This is a genomic window from Acinetobacter sp. 1130196, assembly GCF_000588095.1.
Taxonomy (GTDB): domain Bacteria; phylum Pseudomonadota; class Gammaproteobacteria; order Pseudomonadales; family Moraxellaceae; genus Acinetobacter; species Acinetobacter nosocomialis.
On the sequence record NZ_JFWX01000010.1, the window covers coordinates 15155 to 29977 of the forward strand.

18 protein-coding genes are annotated in these 14823 nt (G+C 39.9%); 6 read left to right on the forward strand and 12 right to left on the reverse strand.

Annotation, left to right across the window (positions count from 1 at the left end):
- Window positions 1-81: 81 nt before the first annotated feature.
- The 3 genes from rpmG to J671_RS11150 form a co-directional block, all read right to left on the reverse strand.
- Window positions 82-237 carry a 50S ribosomal protein L33 gene (rpmG, locus tag J671_RS11140; protein ID WP_001205031.1) on the reverse strand — a complete coding sequence of 52 codons (156 nt, stop codon included), beginning with the start codon at window positions 235-237 and terminating at the stop codon, window positions 82-84.
- 12 nt (window positions 238-249) lie between these two features.
- Window positions 250-486, reverse strand: a complete 237-nt coding sequence (gene rpmB, locus J671_RS11145) for a 50S ribosomal protein L28 (RefSeq protein ID WP_000048256.1) — start codon at window positions 484-486, stop codon at window positions 250-252.
- A gap of 167 nt (window positions 487-653) precedes the next feature.
- The gene (locus J671_RS11150; protein WP_004710683.1) at window positions 654-2102 is read right to left on the reverse strand and encodes a coniferyl aldehyde dehydrogenase; all 1449 of its coding nucleotides are present in this window, start codon (window positions 2100-2102) and stop codon (window positions 654-656) included.
- Between the two features lie 112 nt (window positions 2103-2214).
- Here J671_RS11150 and J671_RS11155 point away from each other — a divergent pair, with 112 nt between their 5' ends.
- From J671_RS11155 to J671_RS11175, 5 genes are all read left to right on the forward strand, one after another.
- On the forward strand, window positions 2215-2907 hold the full coding sequence (locus J671_RS11155) for a TetR/AcrR family transcriptional regulator (RefSeq protein WP_002053350.1): 693 nt from the start codon (window positions 2215-2217) through the stop codon (window positions 2905-2907).
- Between the two features lie 74 nt (window positions 2908-2981).
- Window positions 2982-3845 (forward strand): formyltetrahydrofolate deformylase, encoded by an 864-nt coding sequence (gene purU, locus J671_RS11160; protein WP_031982286.1) that lies wholly within the window; start codon window positions 2982-2984, stop codon window positions 3843-3845.
- Between the two features lie 385 nt (window positions 3846-4230).
- A complete protein-coding gene (locus tag J671_RS11165; RefSeq protein WP_002053518.1) occupies window positions 4231-4986 on the forward strand; it encodes an energy transducer TonB in 756 nt (251 codons plus the stop codon).
- A gap of 44 nt (window positions 4987-5030) precedes the next feature.
- Complete coding sequence (locus J671_RS11170) at window positions 5031-5651, forward strand: MotA/TolQ/ExbB proton channel family protein (protein WP_002053291.1); 621 nt, start codon at window positions 5031-5033, stop codon at window positions 5649-5651.
- Window positions 5651-6055: an ExbD/TolR family protein gene (locus tag J671_RS11175; RefSeq protein WP_002053449.1), complete on the forward strand. Its 405-nt coding sequence runs from the start codon at window positions 5651-5653 to the stop codon at window positions 6053-6055. Before J671_RS11170 ends, J671_RS11175 begins: the two co-directional genes overlap by 1 nt.
- 57 nt (window positions 6056-6112) lie before the next feature.
- On the opposite strand, the gene msrA is transcribed toward J671_RS11175, so the two are convergent.
- The 8 genes from msrA to lgt all read right to left on the reverse strand — a co-directional run bounded on the left by msrA (window position 6113) and on the right by lgt (window position 11628).
- Entirely contained in the window at window positions 6113-6637 is a 525-nt protein-coding gene (msrA, locus tag J671_RS11180) for a peptide-methionine (S)-S-oxide reductase MsrA (RefSeq protein WP_031982288.1), read from the reverse strand.
- A gap of 135 nt (window positions 6638-6772) precedes the next feature.
- Window positions 6773-7270 (reverse strand): SRPBCC family protein, encoded by a 498-nt coding sequence (locus J671_RS11185; protein ID WP_031982290.1) that lies wholly within the window; start codon window positions 7268-7270, stop codon window positions 6773-6775.
- Window positions 7271-7418: 148 nt separating this feature from the next.
- The gene (locus tag J671_RS11190; protein ID WP_017393939.1) at window positions 7419-8474 is read right to left on the reverse strand and encodes a DUF4105 domain-containing protein; all 1056 of its coding nucleotides are present in this window, start codon (window positions 8472-8474) and stop codon (window positions 7419-7421) included.
- Between the two features lie 14 nt (window positions 8475-8488).
- Window positions 8489-8998, reverse strand: a complete 510-nt coding sequence (locus J671_RS11195; RefSeq protein ID WP_000312548.1) for a dihydrofolate reductase — start codon at window positions 8996-8998, stop codon at window positions 8489-8491.
- 44 nt (window positions 8999-9042) lie between these two features.
- Complete coding sequence (gene thyA, locus J671_RS11200) at window positions 9043-9885, reverse strand: thymidylate synthase (RefSeq protein ID WP_001203170.1); 843 nt, start codon at window positions 9883-9885, stop codon at window positions 9043-9045.
- Between the two features lie 117 nt (window positions 9886-10002).
- On the reverse strand, window positions 10003-10365 hold the full coding sequence (locus J671_RS11205) for a hypothetical protein (protein WP_004698836.1): 363 nt from the start codon (window positions 10363-10365) through the stop codon (window positions 10003-10005).
- 11 nt (window positions 10366-10376) lie between these two features.
- Window positions 10377-10736: a hypothetical protein gene (locus J671_RS11210; protein ID WP_031982292.1), complete on the reverse strand. Its 360-nt coding sequence runs from the start codon at window positions 10734-10736 to the stop codon at window positions 10377-10379.
- A 73-nt stretch (window positions 10737-10809) separates the two neighbouring features.
- A complete protein-coding gene (gene lgt, locus J671_RS11215) occupies window positions 10810-11628 on the reverse strand; it encodes a prolipoprotein diacylglyceryl transferase (RefSeq protein WP_002053387.1) in 819 nt (272 codons plus the stop codon).
- Window positions 11629-11721: 93 nt separating this feature from the next.
- Here lgt and J671_RS11220 point away from each other — a divergent pair, with 93 nt between their 5' ends.
- Entirely contained in the window at window positions 11722-12501 is a 780-nt protein-coding gene (locus J671_RS11220; protein WP_031982294.1) for an NRDE family protein, read from the forward strand.
- A 44-nt stretch (window positions 12502-12545) separates the two neighbouring features.
- Here the strand turns inward: J671_RS11220 and J671_RS11225 are convergent, their stop codons facing one another.
- Window positions 12546-14738, reverse strand: a complete 2193-nt coding sequence (locus J671_RS11225; RefSeq protein ID WP_031982295.1) for a PhoX family protein — start codon at window positions 14736-14738, stop codon at window positions 12546-12548.
- Window positions 14739-14823: the final 85 nt, after the last annotated feature.

Here is a 14823-nt window from a genome sequence, read left to right on the forward strand (position 1 = left end):
AAAGTTTAACAAAAAGGCAGGTATAAAAAAAATGCAAAAAAAAACGACTTCTTTAAGAAGTCGTTTTTTTCGACGCTAAAATTATTTGATTTTAGCTTCTTTGAAAATCACGTGTTGACGGATTTTTGGATCAAATTTTTTGATTTCCATTTTTTCCGGCATAGTACGTTTGTTTTTAGTCGTGGTATAGAAATAACCTGTACCAGCTGAAGAAACGAGACGAATCTTATCACGCATTGCTCAGACTCCTTAGATCTTTTGACCTTGAGCACGAAGGTCTGCAACAACCTTTTCGATACCCAATTTGTCAATAATACGCATACCTTTAGTGGTTAAACGAAGACGTACAAAACGTTTTTCGCTTTCTAACCAGAAACGGTGGTGGTGCAGGTTCGGCTCGAACCGGCGCTTGGTTTTGTTGTTGGCGTGTGAGACGTTGTTACCAACGACTGGACGCTTGCCGGTAACTTGGCAAACCTTAGACATGGTGTAACTCCATTGATTTAGCCAACAGCAAATCTGTGGCCAGTCATACTAAATGTAAACGGATGAATTCATTCAAGGGGCGTTTTATACCAAAAATACGATTAAAAGACAAGCGAAATTGGTAAAAACGAGGCATGATCTAGTGTAACAGATCATGCCTTGATCAGTTAACGCAACAAGGTTTTCGAAATGAAGCGATGAATTGGTTTATTGAACGGTGGAAGAATGTATTTCAAGCTATAAAGTTTTGGATTTGACATTACCGAACGTTCATGTGACAGCCCAAAAAAGCCTTCAGGTCCGTGGTATTTACCCATACCTGATGCGCCGATTCCTCCAAATGGCAAGTCATCTTGCGCAACATGGGTAATCACCATGTTAATTCCGAAATGCCCTGAATGAGTATGTTGAGAGATATAATCAGCACGTGCCTGATCATAATCAAAATAATACATTGCTAAAGGACGCGGGCGACTATTAATAAACTCAATGACCTCTTCGATTTGGTCATATTCTAAAATTGGTAAAACAGGACCAAAAATTTCATTTTGCATAATATCCATTGCAGTTGTTACACCAGTCACTAGAGTCGGTGCAATTTTGCGGACATCATCTAAAATTTCATTTTGCGGATTAACTTCAACAATACGCGCACCTTGATCACGGGCATTTTCGAGATATCCCTGAATACGATTGTACTGTTTATCATTAATAATAGAGGTGTAGTCTTGGTTGTTACGGAAATGTGGGTACATTCCGGCCACAATCAATTTAAAGTTTTCAATGAACTCGGCAGTTTTTCCGCGTGGCAAGAAAATATGATCTGGCGCAACACAAGTTTGGCCTGCATTCCATAGTTTACCTACAGCAATACGCTGTGCGACATCTTTCATATCTACGGAAGCATGTACCAAAGCAGGGGATTTACCACCCAACTCAAGAATAACCGGAACCAGATTTTGAGCTGCGGCTGCCATGACAGTTTTACCAACAGAAGTCGAGCCAGTGAAAATCATTTTGTCGAAAGGCAAATGACTAAACGCATCAGAAATTACACCGCCGCCATTTACCACCGCAACCAGCTCTTGTGGGAAGGCTTCAGAAAGTGCATTTTCAAGAACCTGTCCAAAATTTGGAGAAGCACTCGAAATTTTGATCATGGCATGGTTACCTGCAGCCAACGCACAAATAAGTGGACCAACAGACAGTAGTAACGGGTAGTTCCATGGTGTAATAATGCCAATTACGCCCATTGGTTGATATTGTACCCAACCTTTTGCTGGCTGATGTAATACACTGATATGGCGTTTTGATGGTTTCATCCATCCGGTCAGGTTCTTACTGTAATATTTGATTTGTTCAAGACAGGTAAGTAACTCACCAATTTTGGTTTCCATAATGGCACGATTGCCATAATCAAGGTTAATTGCTTCGGCAATCTGATCTTGATATTTTACCAAGACTCTTTTAAGACGAGCTAAACGATCAATACGCTCTTTAGCAGTGGGTACCGGATGACGTAAGTAGGCAATCTTTTGCTGCTCAAGCAAATCTTGTAAATGCTTAACATCATAAGGAACCTGAGTCTCTGGATTTGTTTTTGTTTGACTGTTCATCGGTACTTACCAAATATACTGATATACTTATTTTTTAGATTAAATACTCTAAAGAGTCAAGTTGGTTTCTGTGTGCAAGTCTTAACCATATGAATTAACGAAGGTTATTAAAATGTCTCTACCTAAAGCTTTGAAGACAAAAGACCGGATTTTGCAAATCAGTTTGCAGCTTTTTAATGAGCGTGGCGAACGGTCTGTCACTACCAATCATATTGCTGCAGAGTTGGGCATTAGTCCTGGAAACTTGTATTATCACTTTCGAAACAAGCATGAAATTATTAAAGAATTAATGTATCAATATCAGGTCGAGACTTTGGAAATGCTATCTTTACCTGAAGACAGACCATTAACGACCAATGACAAAATTAACTATTTTCAAGTGCTCAGCGGTCAGTTATGGAACTATCGTTTTATTCATCGTGATGTTTATCACTTAGTTGAAAGTAACGAAGACTTTAAAAAGATCTATCCACGATTTGCAGGACAGGTGATGCAACAAGGACAACGAATTTATCAGGCCTTTGTTGATGCAGGACTTATGAAAATGACAGCTTCTGAAATTGAAGCTTTAATTATTAACCTTTGGATTGTCTTAACGAACTGGACCAACTTTCTATATATGTCTGGGCATATTAGTGACAATAATCACCTTGAAGAGAAATGGGTCTGGCAAGCATTACGTCAAATGGTTTTCTTAGAAGGCCCTTATTTGATGGGTGAAAGCCGTGCGACTTATGAACAATTGTTAGAATCACTTGGACCCTCTGATCTTTTTGCAAGCTTGTCATCCTTAAAAGATGAATAGTTGTGCTTGTTTATTTAGAGCGCTAGAATACTCGGCTTATCAAAATTTTGTCTCAATTAAGTGATATTAACCAAATGAATATGACCACTGCCAATACAGCCCGTTTACTGATTACTTGTGAAGACAAGCCTGGGATCGTACAGGCTGTATCGAGCTTTTTGTACCATCAAGGTGCAAACATTACCGCGCTTGATCAGTATGCGACGGAAGCTCAAGGCGGGCGTTATTTCATGCGTGTTGAATTTGAACTTGATCATTTACAGTCGCGTAAAGATGCATTAATTCAAACATTTGCTGTCAACGTTGCTGAGCGTTATGGCATGCAATGGCGTCTTGCATTTGTAAACGAAATTAAAAAAGTTGGTATTTTAGTTTCTAAAGTCGACCATGCTTTACTTGAGTTATTGTGGCGTCATGCACGTGGGTCGTTACCTTGTGAAATTACGCATGTAATTTCTAACCATGAAGACTTGCGTGAATCTGTTGAAAACTTCGGTATTCCATTTACTGTAATTAAAGTAACTAAAGACAATAAAGCAGAAGCCTATGCTCAAATTCATGAAATGATGCAGGGTAATGACTTATTAGTTCTAGCGCGCTACATGCAGATTTTAAGTGAAGATTTCGTTTCTAAATGGGAAATGAAAATCATCAATATTCACCACTCATTCTTACCTGCTTTCGTTGGGGCAAATCCATATAAGCAAGCCTATGAAAAAGGTGTGAAGTTGATTGGTGCAACAGCTCACTATGTGACTGCTGATCTAGACCAAGGCCCAATTATTGAGCAAGACGTTGAACGTGTGAGCCACGATTATAATGTTGAGCAGTTACGTGAGCTTGGCGAAGATGTGGAACGTAATGTGTTAGCTCGTGCTGTTAAATGGCATTTAGAAGACAGAATCATTGTAGATGGTAATAAGACGGTTGTTTTCTAATTACCTCATATTTTTAAAAGCACACTTTTGAGTGTGCTTTTTTATGGCTAAAATAAAATTAAAATGTTATAACATAACTATGATTTGAGGTTTCATTGATTACGTTCAATATAGCTCCTTAATGTTTTTTTAAGTTGAGCACGATTTGATAAGTAGTATCTGAAACCAACAAGTTTTAGTGCATTGTCTAAACATGAGAAAAGTAAAGTGATATCACTTTATGAAGTTAGATCGCACAATACTGGAAAGTGTTTTCGCAAAAAAGTAGTTGCAAATGAAAACACTTCTCATTTATTATTGTGGCACTTTATTGTTCTATCCGATGTTTGAAATCGTTTCTATAAATTGAAGTCGACTTCATCATCCATTAGGTAATTAGATTCTTATGAGTCAATCTTCCGCAGCCTTAAACTCTCCCAATCCGATGAAAAAGAAAGTCATCACGGCACTAATTGCGGTTGCAATTGGTCATATCGGGGTCTTATGGGCAGTTAGCCACATTAAGCCTGCTGAACTAAAGCCAATTGATAAGAAGCCTTTACAAGTCCGCTTTGTAAAAATTCAAGAACAACCAAAACCTTTACCACCGAAACCGAAAGAACCGCCTAAAAAGCCGGAACCTAAAAAAGAAGTGAAAGAAGTTAAGGTTGTTGAGAAACCTGTGACTCCACCTAAACCAGTGGAAAAAATTCAGCAGGTGAAAAAGGCTGAAACTCCTAAACAAGCAGTAAAGACAGAACCTAAAGTTGAACCAAAAGTAGTGACCCCAACAACTACTGTGACTGAAAAAGTCGTTGAAAAGCCAAAGCCAGTGGTGCAAGAAGCACCTAAAGCTCAACCTGCGCCAGATCCATCACCAAAACATGTTTCAATTGGTGGTTCAGGTGTGCAGTGGAGCCGTTCACCACGTTTGACTGTTTCACCAAAAGATTTACAAGGCGAAGCGCGTTCGGTTGTTGTACTGATTGAAGCCGATGAAAAAGGCAAGATTACCAACGTACGTGTAACACGAAGCAGTGGCATCTCAAGTCTAGATGACAAAGTTGTCCGTGCTGTACGTGGTGCAAAATTTAAACCTTATATGGAAAACGGTGTTGCTTATCCAATTAAAGCCGAGCAACCCTTTGATTTAACCCCTTAAACGAATTTGAGTCCCAACGGCTAACCTTAATCAGGAGTTCGAATATGAACTTTTCAATCTATTGGCAACATGCAGATGCAGTGAGTAAAACCCTGTATTTCATCTTATTGGCAATGTCGATTGCTACCTGGACAGTTTTCATCTTACGTTTGATGGGGACTCGCCAATTAAAACAACAAGCTTACGCTCAACTCTCTAAAGCTATTAGTTCGCTAAAAGCAAAGTTACAGCCTTTGAGTTTTGAACAGCGTAAAGCAGTTGCAGAGCAAGCATTATTGCGCCAAATTTCTGCTGAAAAAGTCAATGCTGAAAAAGGTATTTCTGTTTTAGGAACAATTGCTTCAATTGCACCATTTGTTGGTTTGTTTGGTACGGTATGGGGTATTTTCCACGCGCTGGTTGCTGTAGGTAAGAGCGGACAAGCAGGTTTGGCTCAAGTGGCTACACCAGTAGGTGAAGCACTTATTATGACTGGTCTTGGTCTTGCAGTTGCGATTCCTGCGGTATTGGCTTATAACATTTGTGTACGTGCTAATCGTGGTCTTGCTCATGATTTACAAGATCAAGCACACAGTTTGTTAATCGACACCATGTTGCAGCAAGACTCAACTGTAAAGTCTGATGTTAAAACTGCAGAGCAAAGTTATGTTGGAGGTCAAGCTTAATGGCTTTTCAATTGGGTGAAGACCACGATAGTGGCATAAATGAGATGAACCTCATTCCGCTAATCGACATTATGTTGGTGTTAATGATCATCTTTTTGGTCACAGCAACAGTTGCCAACCCATCGATTCCATTAACACTGCCTAAAACAACTGCTGAAATTATTGATCCACCACCAAAAGCAATTACGATTAGTATCAATGCAAATGGTGAAGTGGCTTGGGATACTCAAGTAATTAGTCTTGATGAGCTTCAAAAACGTTTCCAAGAAGCAGGTCAAGGTGCGGTTAAACCAACCGTTCAACTTCGTGCTGATAAAGAGTCGAAGTACGATACGGTAGCTCAGGTAATGTCTCGCGCCAGTGAAGCCGGACTGAGCGATATTGCCTTTGTAAGTGAAAACTAAAATTTAGTTTACTCAATAAAAAAGCAACCAAGTCGGTTGCTTTTTTATTGCTTTAATTTATTGATCTTTCATTAGATGCTGGAATTTACTATATAGCTTTAATAGCTTAGGTGGAATCGCAAAGTTGCAATAACCTTGTGAAGGATTCTTTGCATAGTAATTCTGATGATATTCTTCGGCTGGATAGAATGTCGGGGCAGGAGACAGCTCAGTCACAATATCAAGATCGTCATCTTTTAACGTTTGAATCGTGTGTTCTGCTGCCTGCTTTTGCTCTTCGCTATAATAGTAAATAACAGAGCGGTACTGAGTACCAATATCATTACCTTGGCGATTTAAGGTCGTTGGATCATGCGTTGCAAAGAAGACATCAAGTAACTGAGAATATGTAACTTGTTGTTCATCAAAGTCGATGAGAACAACTTCAGCATGCTGAGTGTCACCTTGACATACTTGCTCATAAGTTGGCTGAGTTGTATGCCCACCAGCATAACCACTTGTTACTTTTTCTACACCACGTATCTGTAAAAATACGGCTTCGACGCACCAAAAACAGCCGCCGCCAAATAATGCCTGTTGCATTGTTTTTCCCTCTATTTCCTGCCTATTACAATAGGGTCTATCTATCTAGATTACAAAGTAAAGCGTGTATAAAAAAGTAAAGAAAAAGAGAATAACTTATTTAGTTTTCGATAGCCACCAACAGATCCTCTATATTTAAAGGGTTTTTAAATAAGCTTCTAAATTGGAGAATGTTCCATTAAATCCTTGCGTCATTCCATCGCGTGCAGAATCAAAAGTTGAGTTACCAATATCGTCAGAGTTCCACGGTTGCCAAGTAATTGTGACTTTTGTTTTATTATCAATATCTTCAAAAGTTGTGGTTGCTAACATTTCTAATGGCCATGTCGGTGACATAGGGTGTCGTGTGTTGTTACCGTCTTTGTCTGAAAAAGATTGAATAAACGTTAATCGCTCATTAGGTACAATCTCACGAAACACTTGCTTACCCCACATTTGTGTTCCATCGGGTCCTTCTAATCCATAGTGATAAGTGCCACCAACTCTAAAATCCATTGAGGTATGAATGATTTTGAAATTTTTTGGACTCATCCAATTTTGTAAGTGATTAATATCAGTATGTACCTTGAATACAAGATCACGAGGTGCATTAAATACTTTAGAAATATTAAATGGTGTAATTTTTTCTGTCATGATTATTTTCCTTTATTAGAAAACTGGTTAATTTACAAATTGAATAAGTTTTGGAATTACTTTGTAATTTTTGCAGATCATATTCAATGCTCTCAAAGTGTTCTTCTAATATTTGGCGAAAATGAGTCTATAAAATATCAAGCAGACTCTAGTCAGCTTTGGGTAAACCTTGTCGCACAATTTGAGAGAAGTGTTCACTACTCTGATCTGAAAGTTGTTCAAAATGCTCAGTACGTGGATTGATATGTGCGATTTGATACCACTGCTTTAAACTAATATTTTGATTAAGTGCTTTAAGATCATATAAATAATTAGGTAAGTAACCAGACGCAATTAAGCGATAATCTTTAGGAAGTTGATATGGGTTAATGGCTTGAACCATATCAAAAATCAAGGTTGTGCAATTACTTGTGAGGGTGTTATACCATTTTGGCTGTGCACGTAGCTCATCTGACTTTTTAAGATATTCTAAAAATAGTGCTTTTTGTTCAGAGCGAGGCATATTGACCGGGAAATTATAAACTTGCTCTTTACGAATGTTGCTACGTGTGTAGACAATATCTTTTTCATCAGATGCAATTAAGCTCAGTTCATATTTTCTAAAGAAGCCACCAATTGCTGAAAACTCTTCAGTCTTTTCTTTTCGAATTTCGATGGAAAAAACTAAAGGTTGTTGATTTTTAAATTCGAAACTGACCAGTGTATGGGCAATTTGTGGCCCCATCCAATAAGAGGTAATGATATTTATGCCATTTAACTGGTTTAGATCAAAAGTACGGGTTTCCCAACGGACATCATAGGTTCCATCAGGATGCCAGTTGAAGTTACGGACATTATGCAAGGTAATAACATCGCCGTGTTTTTCGTAACTTAACATATTGGCAACTTCAGGGTTCCAGTCACGGTCTTGACGTGCAGTAATCGAAAAGTACCAAACCAAAGAGCAGGCAAAAGCTAACAGGTAGATTAAAACGTCTGTACGACGGCTAATGATATGCCCATTAAAATATAAGCCTGCCATACTTAGAGCAAAGGCAATCCATATGCCAATAATAATACGGCTGCCTAACCAGCCAAAAGGTTGTTGCACCCATAAGGCTAAGCATACCCAAATGCTGGAAAGCACAATAAACAACGTGAATAAACTATGTAAAGCGCCGAAAGCGAGGGCGATAATAAATTCACGCGTTCCGATATTGTGCATAGGCGACCAGAAAATTATTTTTTATAAGTGGCAAATTCGAATGAAGTTCCTGATTTTTCATCTACTTGCTGTTCGCTTGCAGTTTTATGAAATTCACTCGGTATAGTTGGATAATGTGCATCACCTTGTACATCTAAGTCAACATGAGTGAGCTCAAGACGGTCTGCAATTGACAAGGTTTGCTTAAAGATTTCGCCACCACCAATAATGAATAAAGCTTGCTTTTCGGTGTTTTTGGCATCTTCTAAAGCAGCATTTAAAGCATCTTCAATTGAATACGCAATTTTTACGCCGTCAAAATGCCAGTTAATGTCACGGGTAATTACCCAGTTCACACGGTTCGGTAGAGCACGGCCCATAGACTCAAGGGTTTTACGGCCCATGATCACCACACCACCTTGTGTGATTTCTTTAAAGTGTTTTAAGTCGGCAGAGATATGCCATGGCAACGCATTGCCTTTACCAATACAGTGATTTTTGTCCATTGCGACAACGTGGACAACTTCTACATTTTGCCATGCCATAATTTTATTCTCTAAACCGTAATCTAATGAAATTTAAGCCGTCGTTATACTGCAACTGGTGCTTTAATTGCCGGATGTGACTCGTAGCCTACAATCTCGATATCTTCAAATTTAAAGTCGAAAATATCTTTAACTTCCGGATTAAGTTTTAATTGGCAAAGTGGTAATGGCTCACGCGTCAATTGTAGTTTTGCCTGTTCAAAATGGTTTGCGTAAAGATGCGTATCGCCACCTGTCCAAACAAAATCACCAACACCTAAGCCACACACCTGAGCAATCATATGGGTGAGTAGGGCATAGCTGGCAATATTAAATGGCACGCCTAAGAATACGTCAGCACTACGTTGATAAAGCTGGCATGATAACTTGTTGTCTTGTACAAAAAATTGGAAGAGTGTATGGCAAGGCGGTAATGCAACTTGTCCTGCCTCATTTGGGTTCCAGCCAGAGACAATTAAGCGGCGTGAATTTGGGTTGGTTTTAATTTCATTAATTAACCATTTAATTTGGTCAAAACCATCTTGATTATAAGTACCATCGGCATTTTTGGTGGCGCCGAAATTACGCCATTGATGGCCATAAACTGGGCCAAGCTCATGTTCTGGGCGGCCGAAACGGGCAGTTTGTTCTGCTGTTGCCCATTCATCCCAAATGGTGACTTTATTGTCTTGCAAGTACTTAACGTTAGTATCGCCTTTTAAGAACCAAAGTAACTCAATCACGATAGAACGAAAGTGAACTTTTTTTGTGGTGAGTAAAGGAAAACCCTTAGAGAGATCAAAACGCATTTGATGACCAAATACAGAACGGGTTCCTGTGCCTGTACGGTCACCTTTGTCACCGCCATTATCAAGGATATGTTGTAGAAGGTCTAAATATGCACGCATAACACTCTCGAGTTCGGATTAATTCCATCAAATAAAAGGGAGACGGTTCATGGATCAATAAACCGTGGAAGATAATAGCATGCTTTAGGAATAGTAAAAACGAACTAAACTTTATGCTTAAAAACGCTTGGCACGATTTTGATAAATTGAAACAAGAAAAAATCCAACCAGTACAAAGCCTAAAGCTTGTATCGTTACGATCCAATTGTGCTGAGGGGGCAATATCCACACCACAATAGCAACAATAATGAAAGGGTAAATCCTAAGCAGAAACTGGAAGTTAGATTTATATGAACTACGAGCTGGAATTTTTGTTTGTAAATATTGCCCGAAATGAAGCCCGAACCCTAACACGAGGCTAAGAACAGTGTAAGTCGATGATAAAGGCTGAACTTGATTGGCTGCATAAATTGCAGCACAAACGACAATAATGAAGATGAGTTTAATGTGACGCGGTGCGTTGTACCAATAAGCCAACATAAAACGGGAGCCTATTTGTTAAATAACGATTGTGGTGAAAAAATAAAAGCAGCAAGCGCCATAAATGCAATGCCTTGAATGCCCCAAATAAGTAAGTTAGGCATGGCTTTCACAAAAATAAGTGCAAACAAGAGGGCAATAGGGACCCATGTAAATAGACGGTAAAGTAAACCGGTTGGATTACTTTGAGCAAAATGCAATTTAAAGTAACGGCAGATTAAAAAAATGACCCCAGTTCCCGTAAACATTAAAATAGTATCTAAAGGCAATGGTTGATATTGATATAACCCAATACAGATTAAGAGGGTAATAATTAAGATCATTAATTTTTTAAAAGTCGGGACTTGCGTATTAAACCAGAATTCCAGCATGGCGAATCTTCTTTCTTGGGAGATAAAAACTGTAGCATAAAAAAGAGGAGCCGAAACTCCTCTGATTTAGATGTTAACTGTTCTTTTGAGGGCCCCAGTCATAAATTTTCTTTTGGTAGGCATACCACATCATCCAAAGGCCAATGAGTAGCATTGGAACGGTGAGGATTTGTCCTTTCGTCATCCAACCAAATAAGATAAAACCTTGGTCAGCATCTGGTTGACGGAAGAATTCCATTACAAAGCGTGCAACACCATAACCCATTAAAAATAGGGCAGATACGGCCATGCGTGGGCGTGGTTTTGAGCTAAACCACCACAAAACAATGAATAGAATTAGACCTTCACAAAGCGCTTGATAAATTTGAGAAGGGTGACGAACTAAATGTAATGGATCGGTTGGGAAAATCATTCCGAACGGATAATTCGGATCTGTAACCGCACGACCATATAATTCTCCACCAATAAAGTTACCGAAGCGTCCAAACATTAAGCCTGTCGGTACACAAGGGGCAATAAAGTCGAGTGTCTGGAACCATGTTTTTTGATATTTTTTACACCAGAATAGCATTGCAATCATGACGCCTAAGAAGCCGCCGTGGAAGCTCATACCACCTGTCCAGACTTGGAAGAGCCAGATCGGGTTTTCAAGGAATTTATCAAACTCATAGAAAAGTACATAGCCGATACGTCCGCCGAGTACAACCCCTAAGGCGCCGTAAAACACCAGATCGGAAACCATGTCCGATGTCCAGCCATCACGCTGTTTGGCACGGTAGGAAGCGAGTCCCCAAGCACATAAAAATGCCAATAAATACATGAGTCCATACCAATGGACTTGAAGAGGTCCTAGATGTATTGCGACCGGATCGATATTAGGATAGGTCAGCATTGCTGCTCCTTGATCTTACGTTTTGACAGATTGTAGCGGAATGATGTGAAAAATGTTGTACATTCAATGTGTAAACATAGGGAACAAGAATCAATGTGTATTGTGGCTTTAGCATGGCATGTTCTGGATGATATGCCCTTGTGTCTGATTTCAAACCGTGATGAGTTTTATCACCGACCAACCGCATTGTTGCATCAATGGGAACATACGCCAATCATTGCAGGGCAGGACTTACAGTCGGGTGGTACTTGGATGGGTGTTACGCCGCAGGGCCGATGGGCTGTGTTAACCAATTTCCGTGATGGACGTGATAAAAAACAATATGAAACTTCTCGTGGTCATTTGGTTCAGGCTTTTTTAGAGTCTGATTTATTACCGATTCGCTTTGCTCAGCAATTAGAACAACGGCAACAGAACTTTGCTGGTTTTAACCTGTTTATGGGGACTGCTGATCAAGCGGTCTACATGAGCAACCGTGGTGAGGCTCCTCAAGTATTAGCCAACGGTGTTTATGTGGTTTCGAATGGTTTAATGTCCGATCACTGGGAGAAAACCAGACATTTACGCACACGTTTTACGCAAGAGTTCTTGCCTATGCATCAGCACAAAACACAAGAGTTAAGCTTGCAACATGCAGCGTGGGATATTTTAGAAGATGAGCGCAAGGTCACCACAGCATTGTTGCCAAATACAGGCATTCAACCAGAAATGGAAGAGTTGTTATCATCGACTTTTATTCAAAGTCCAGTATATGGAACCCGGTGTTCGAATTTTTTAAGAATGACCAATAATGAATGGATTTGGTTGGAAAAGACCCAGCAAGGCGAACATAGCGGCCAAATTGTACAGCAGCAGGTGCCTCTAAACCGTTAAAAGAATGCCGATCACTTGATCGGCATTTTCTAGGAAGAAATCAATTAACCAGCAATAACACCGCCATCTTTACGGGTAATAACTACAGTTGCCGAACGTGGGCGGGCAGTTTTGTTGCTTGGATCTTTTTGTGTGGCAGGCCAGTTACTTTCTGGTTTTGCATAACTTGCCGAGTCTTCACCAGGATGCTGAACATTAATGAAAATAGCTTTGTAGTCAGGTGTCATGGCAATACCAGTAATTTCACATTGCTTTGGTCCAACTAAGAAACGGCGTAATGTTGCGTCTGTAACTTTAGCACCTGTTATGGTTTGCTGACCATTTGAAGTAGTTGCCGCACCACCATCACCAATTTGTCCTGGTAGGGCAGCAAGCATCATACAGTTGGTGACATCTGTATAAGCGCCGTCATCTGTTTCAATCCAGAGAACACCGCGTGGGTCAAACCACATACCATCCGGTGATGAAAAGTCGTTATTGTCTGTTAAACCTGACAAATTGATATTTGAAGCCATCGAAGCTTCTGCACCGAACAGATAAATATCCCATTTGAAGGTTTCCGCAGTGGTTTTGTCATAGGCTTCTCTAAAACGGATGATATGACCGTTCACATTTCCTTTTTGTTCTTTTGTGCCTGCATACAGATCGGTATAGTTACGAGGGTTAGCCGCATCTGTAGGGTAATCTTTACCTCGGTTTGAGTTGTTGGTGAGTGTGACATAAATTTCGCCATTGATTGGGTTAACTGTAGCCCATTCTGGGCGGTCCATTTTTGTTGCACCGACTGAATCTGCTGCCAAGCGTGCAAAAGTGACTACCTCTGCCTGAGATTTAAATGGATAGGTAGTGTTACTTTCATTTAAACCATTTTTACCGTAGGCAAGTTCAATCCATTGACCTGAACCATCGTTATTAAACTTGGCAACATACAACTTACCTGAGTTCATGTATTTGTCACCGGCTGCATAACCGCCGTTTATATCTTTTGTGTCCCACACAGCGCTTGAAACAAACTTATAGATATATTCGCCACGAGAGTCATCCCCCATATAAAATGCGATTGGTTGACCTGCTACGGCACGGCATGCACTGTCTTCATGGGCAAAACGGCCTAATGATGTGCGTTTAACCGGATTTTGGCGGTTATCAAATGGGTCAATTTCGACCATCCAGCCAAATGTGTTTGGTCCATTGCGGTAATCTTGAGTTGCTTGAGCTGCTTTTACATCGGCATTCCAGCGGTCATATAAGTCTTGCGCCTCTACTTGACCAATTGCGGTTTCCCAACCGTAGCGAGAGCTTGATCCTGCTTTAAGACCATAGCGTTTAAGAGCAATAATTTCTTCTGGAGTACGTAGCGCATCATCAGTTGTACTACGCGCAAAATAACCAATGAAGTTTTCTTCCGTGGTTAAGTATGTTCCCCAAGGTGTATAGCCATTACCACAGTTGTTGTGTGTACCACGAGTCTGGCGGCCAGCAGGCGAAAAACGCGTCGAAAGTAAGTTAGATCCTGTCGCGGCACCAGCGAAGTCCATGACTGTAGAACCTGTAATACGTCTATTAAAAATAGAGTTTTTTACAACTTCGACTTTTTGAGTAGCAGGGTCTTTTTTGATATGAACTACAGAAACCCCATGGGCATTGGTTTCACGAATGACTTCATCTTCTGGGCGGCGTCCATCAACTTTGGTTGGACCTTTAGGGTGTAGAAAGGTTTGGTTGATGTATTCGTGGTTCATCACCAATAAACCTTGTGCTGAAACAGTGTCATCAAAACGGTTTGTTGATGTGTTTAAACCAAAATAGTGCATACCATCATGGCAGTCACCTGAGCGAAACTGGAAGCTTGGACCAGATGGAATATTGTTATCGTCCCAATCACCAAAAGAAGGATTAAGAGAATCACCTAAAGCGTAAATTACATTTGCTTCGTAACCTTCTGGTACGGTCACAATATCATTTAAATTTTTAGCAACTGGCGTAAAGGTAAGTTTTTCAGGCTTTTTGTTTGGATCGACTGGAGCAGTTCCACCGTTATTAGAACCAGAGTCATCGTTATTATCATTACAGCCCGTTAAAGTAGAGGCTAAAGTTAATGCCACAGCACCGCTTGCTGCTTTAGTAATGAGGCTACGACGGCTCACATATTGGTCTAAAACATCACGAAAGTGAATATTGTCTGAAGTGTTGTTGTCTAATTCCTGATCTTCATGATATGGCGTCAAATCGTTCATATTAAATTCCTAATTCAAAATAAGTTTTTTCTAAAAGTCTTGATTAGCTTAAATTTTGAATATGACGAGGTCTTGACGTTTTAAT

Coding starts and splice junctions, on each gene's coding strand:
- rpmG (WP_001205031.1), bottom strand. CDS start 237: ATGCGTGATAAGATTCGTCTCGTTTCTTCAGCTGGTACAGGTTATTTC.
- rpmB (WP_000048256.1), bottom strand. CDS start 486: ATGTCTAAGGTTTGCCAAGTTACCGGCAAGCGTCCAGTCGTTGGTAAC.
- J671_RS11150 (WP_004710683.1), bottom strand. CDS start 2,102: ATGAACAGTCAAACAAAAACAAATCCAGAGACTCAGGTTCCTTATGAT.
- J671_RS11155 (WP_002053350.1), top strand. CDS start 2,215: ATGTCTCTACCTAAAGCTTTGAAGACAAAAGACCGGATTTTGCAAATC.
- purU (WP_031982286.1), top strand. CDS start 2,982: ATGAATATGACCACTGCCAATACAGCCCGTTTACTGATTACTTGTGAA.
- J671_RS11165 (WP_002053518.1), top strand. CDS start 4,231: ATGAGTCAATCTTCCGCAGCCTTAAACTCTCCCAATCCGATGAAAAAG.
- J671_RS11170 (WP_002053291.1), top strand. CDS start 5,031: ATGAACTTTTCAATCTATTGGCAACATGCAGATGCAGTGAGTAAAACC.
- J671_RS11175 (WP_002053449.1), top strand. CDS start 5,651: ATGGCTTTTCAATTGGGTGAAGACCACGATAGTGGCATAAATGAGATG.
- msrA (WP_031982288.1), bottom strand. CDS start 6,637: ATGCAACAGGCATTATTTGGCGGCGGCTGTTTTTGGTGCGTCGAAGCC.
- J671_RS11185 (WP_031982290.1), bottom strand. CDS start 7,270: ATGACAGAAAAAATTACACCATTTAATATTTCTAAAGTATTTAATGCA.
- J671_RS11190 (WP_017393939.1), bottom strand. CDS start 8,474: ATGCACAATATCGGAACGCGTGAATTTATTATCGCCCTCGCTTTCGGC.
- J671_RS11195 (WP_000312548.1), bottom strand. CDS start 8,998: ATGGCATGGCAAAATGTAGAAGTTGTCCACGTTGTCGCAATGGACAAA.
- thyA (WP_001203170.1), bottom strand. CDS start 9,885: ATGCGTGCATATTTAGACCTTCTACAACATATCCTTGATAATGGCGGT.
- J671_RS11205 (WP_004698836.1), bottom strand. CDS start 10,365: ATGTTGGCTTATTGGTACAACGCACCGCGTCACATTAAACTCATCTTC.
- J671_RS11210 (WP_031982292.1), bottom strand. CDS start 10,736: ATGCTGGAATTCTGGTTTAATACGCAAGTCCCGACTTTTAAAAAATTA.
- lgt (WP_002053387.1), bottom strand. CDS start 11,628: ATGCTGACCTATCCTAATATCGATCCGGTCGCAATACATCTAGGACCT.
- J671_RS11220 (WP_031982294.1), top strand. CDS start 11,722: ATGTGTATTGTGGCTTTAGCATGGCATGTTCTGGATGATATGCCCTTG.
- J671_RS11225 (WP_031982295.1), bottom strand. CDS start 14,738: ATGAACGATTTGACGCCATATCATGAAGATCAGGAATTAGACAACAAC.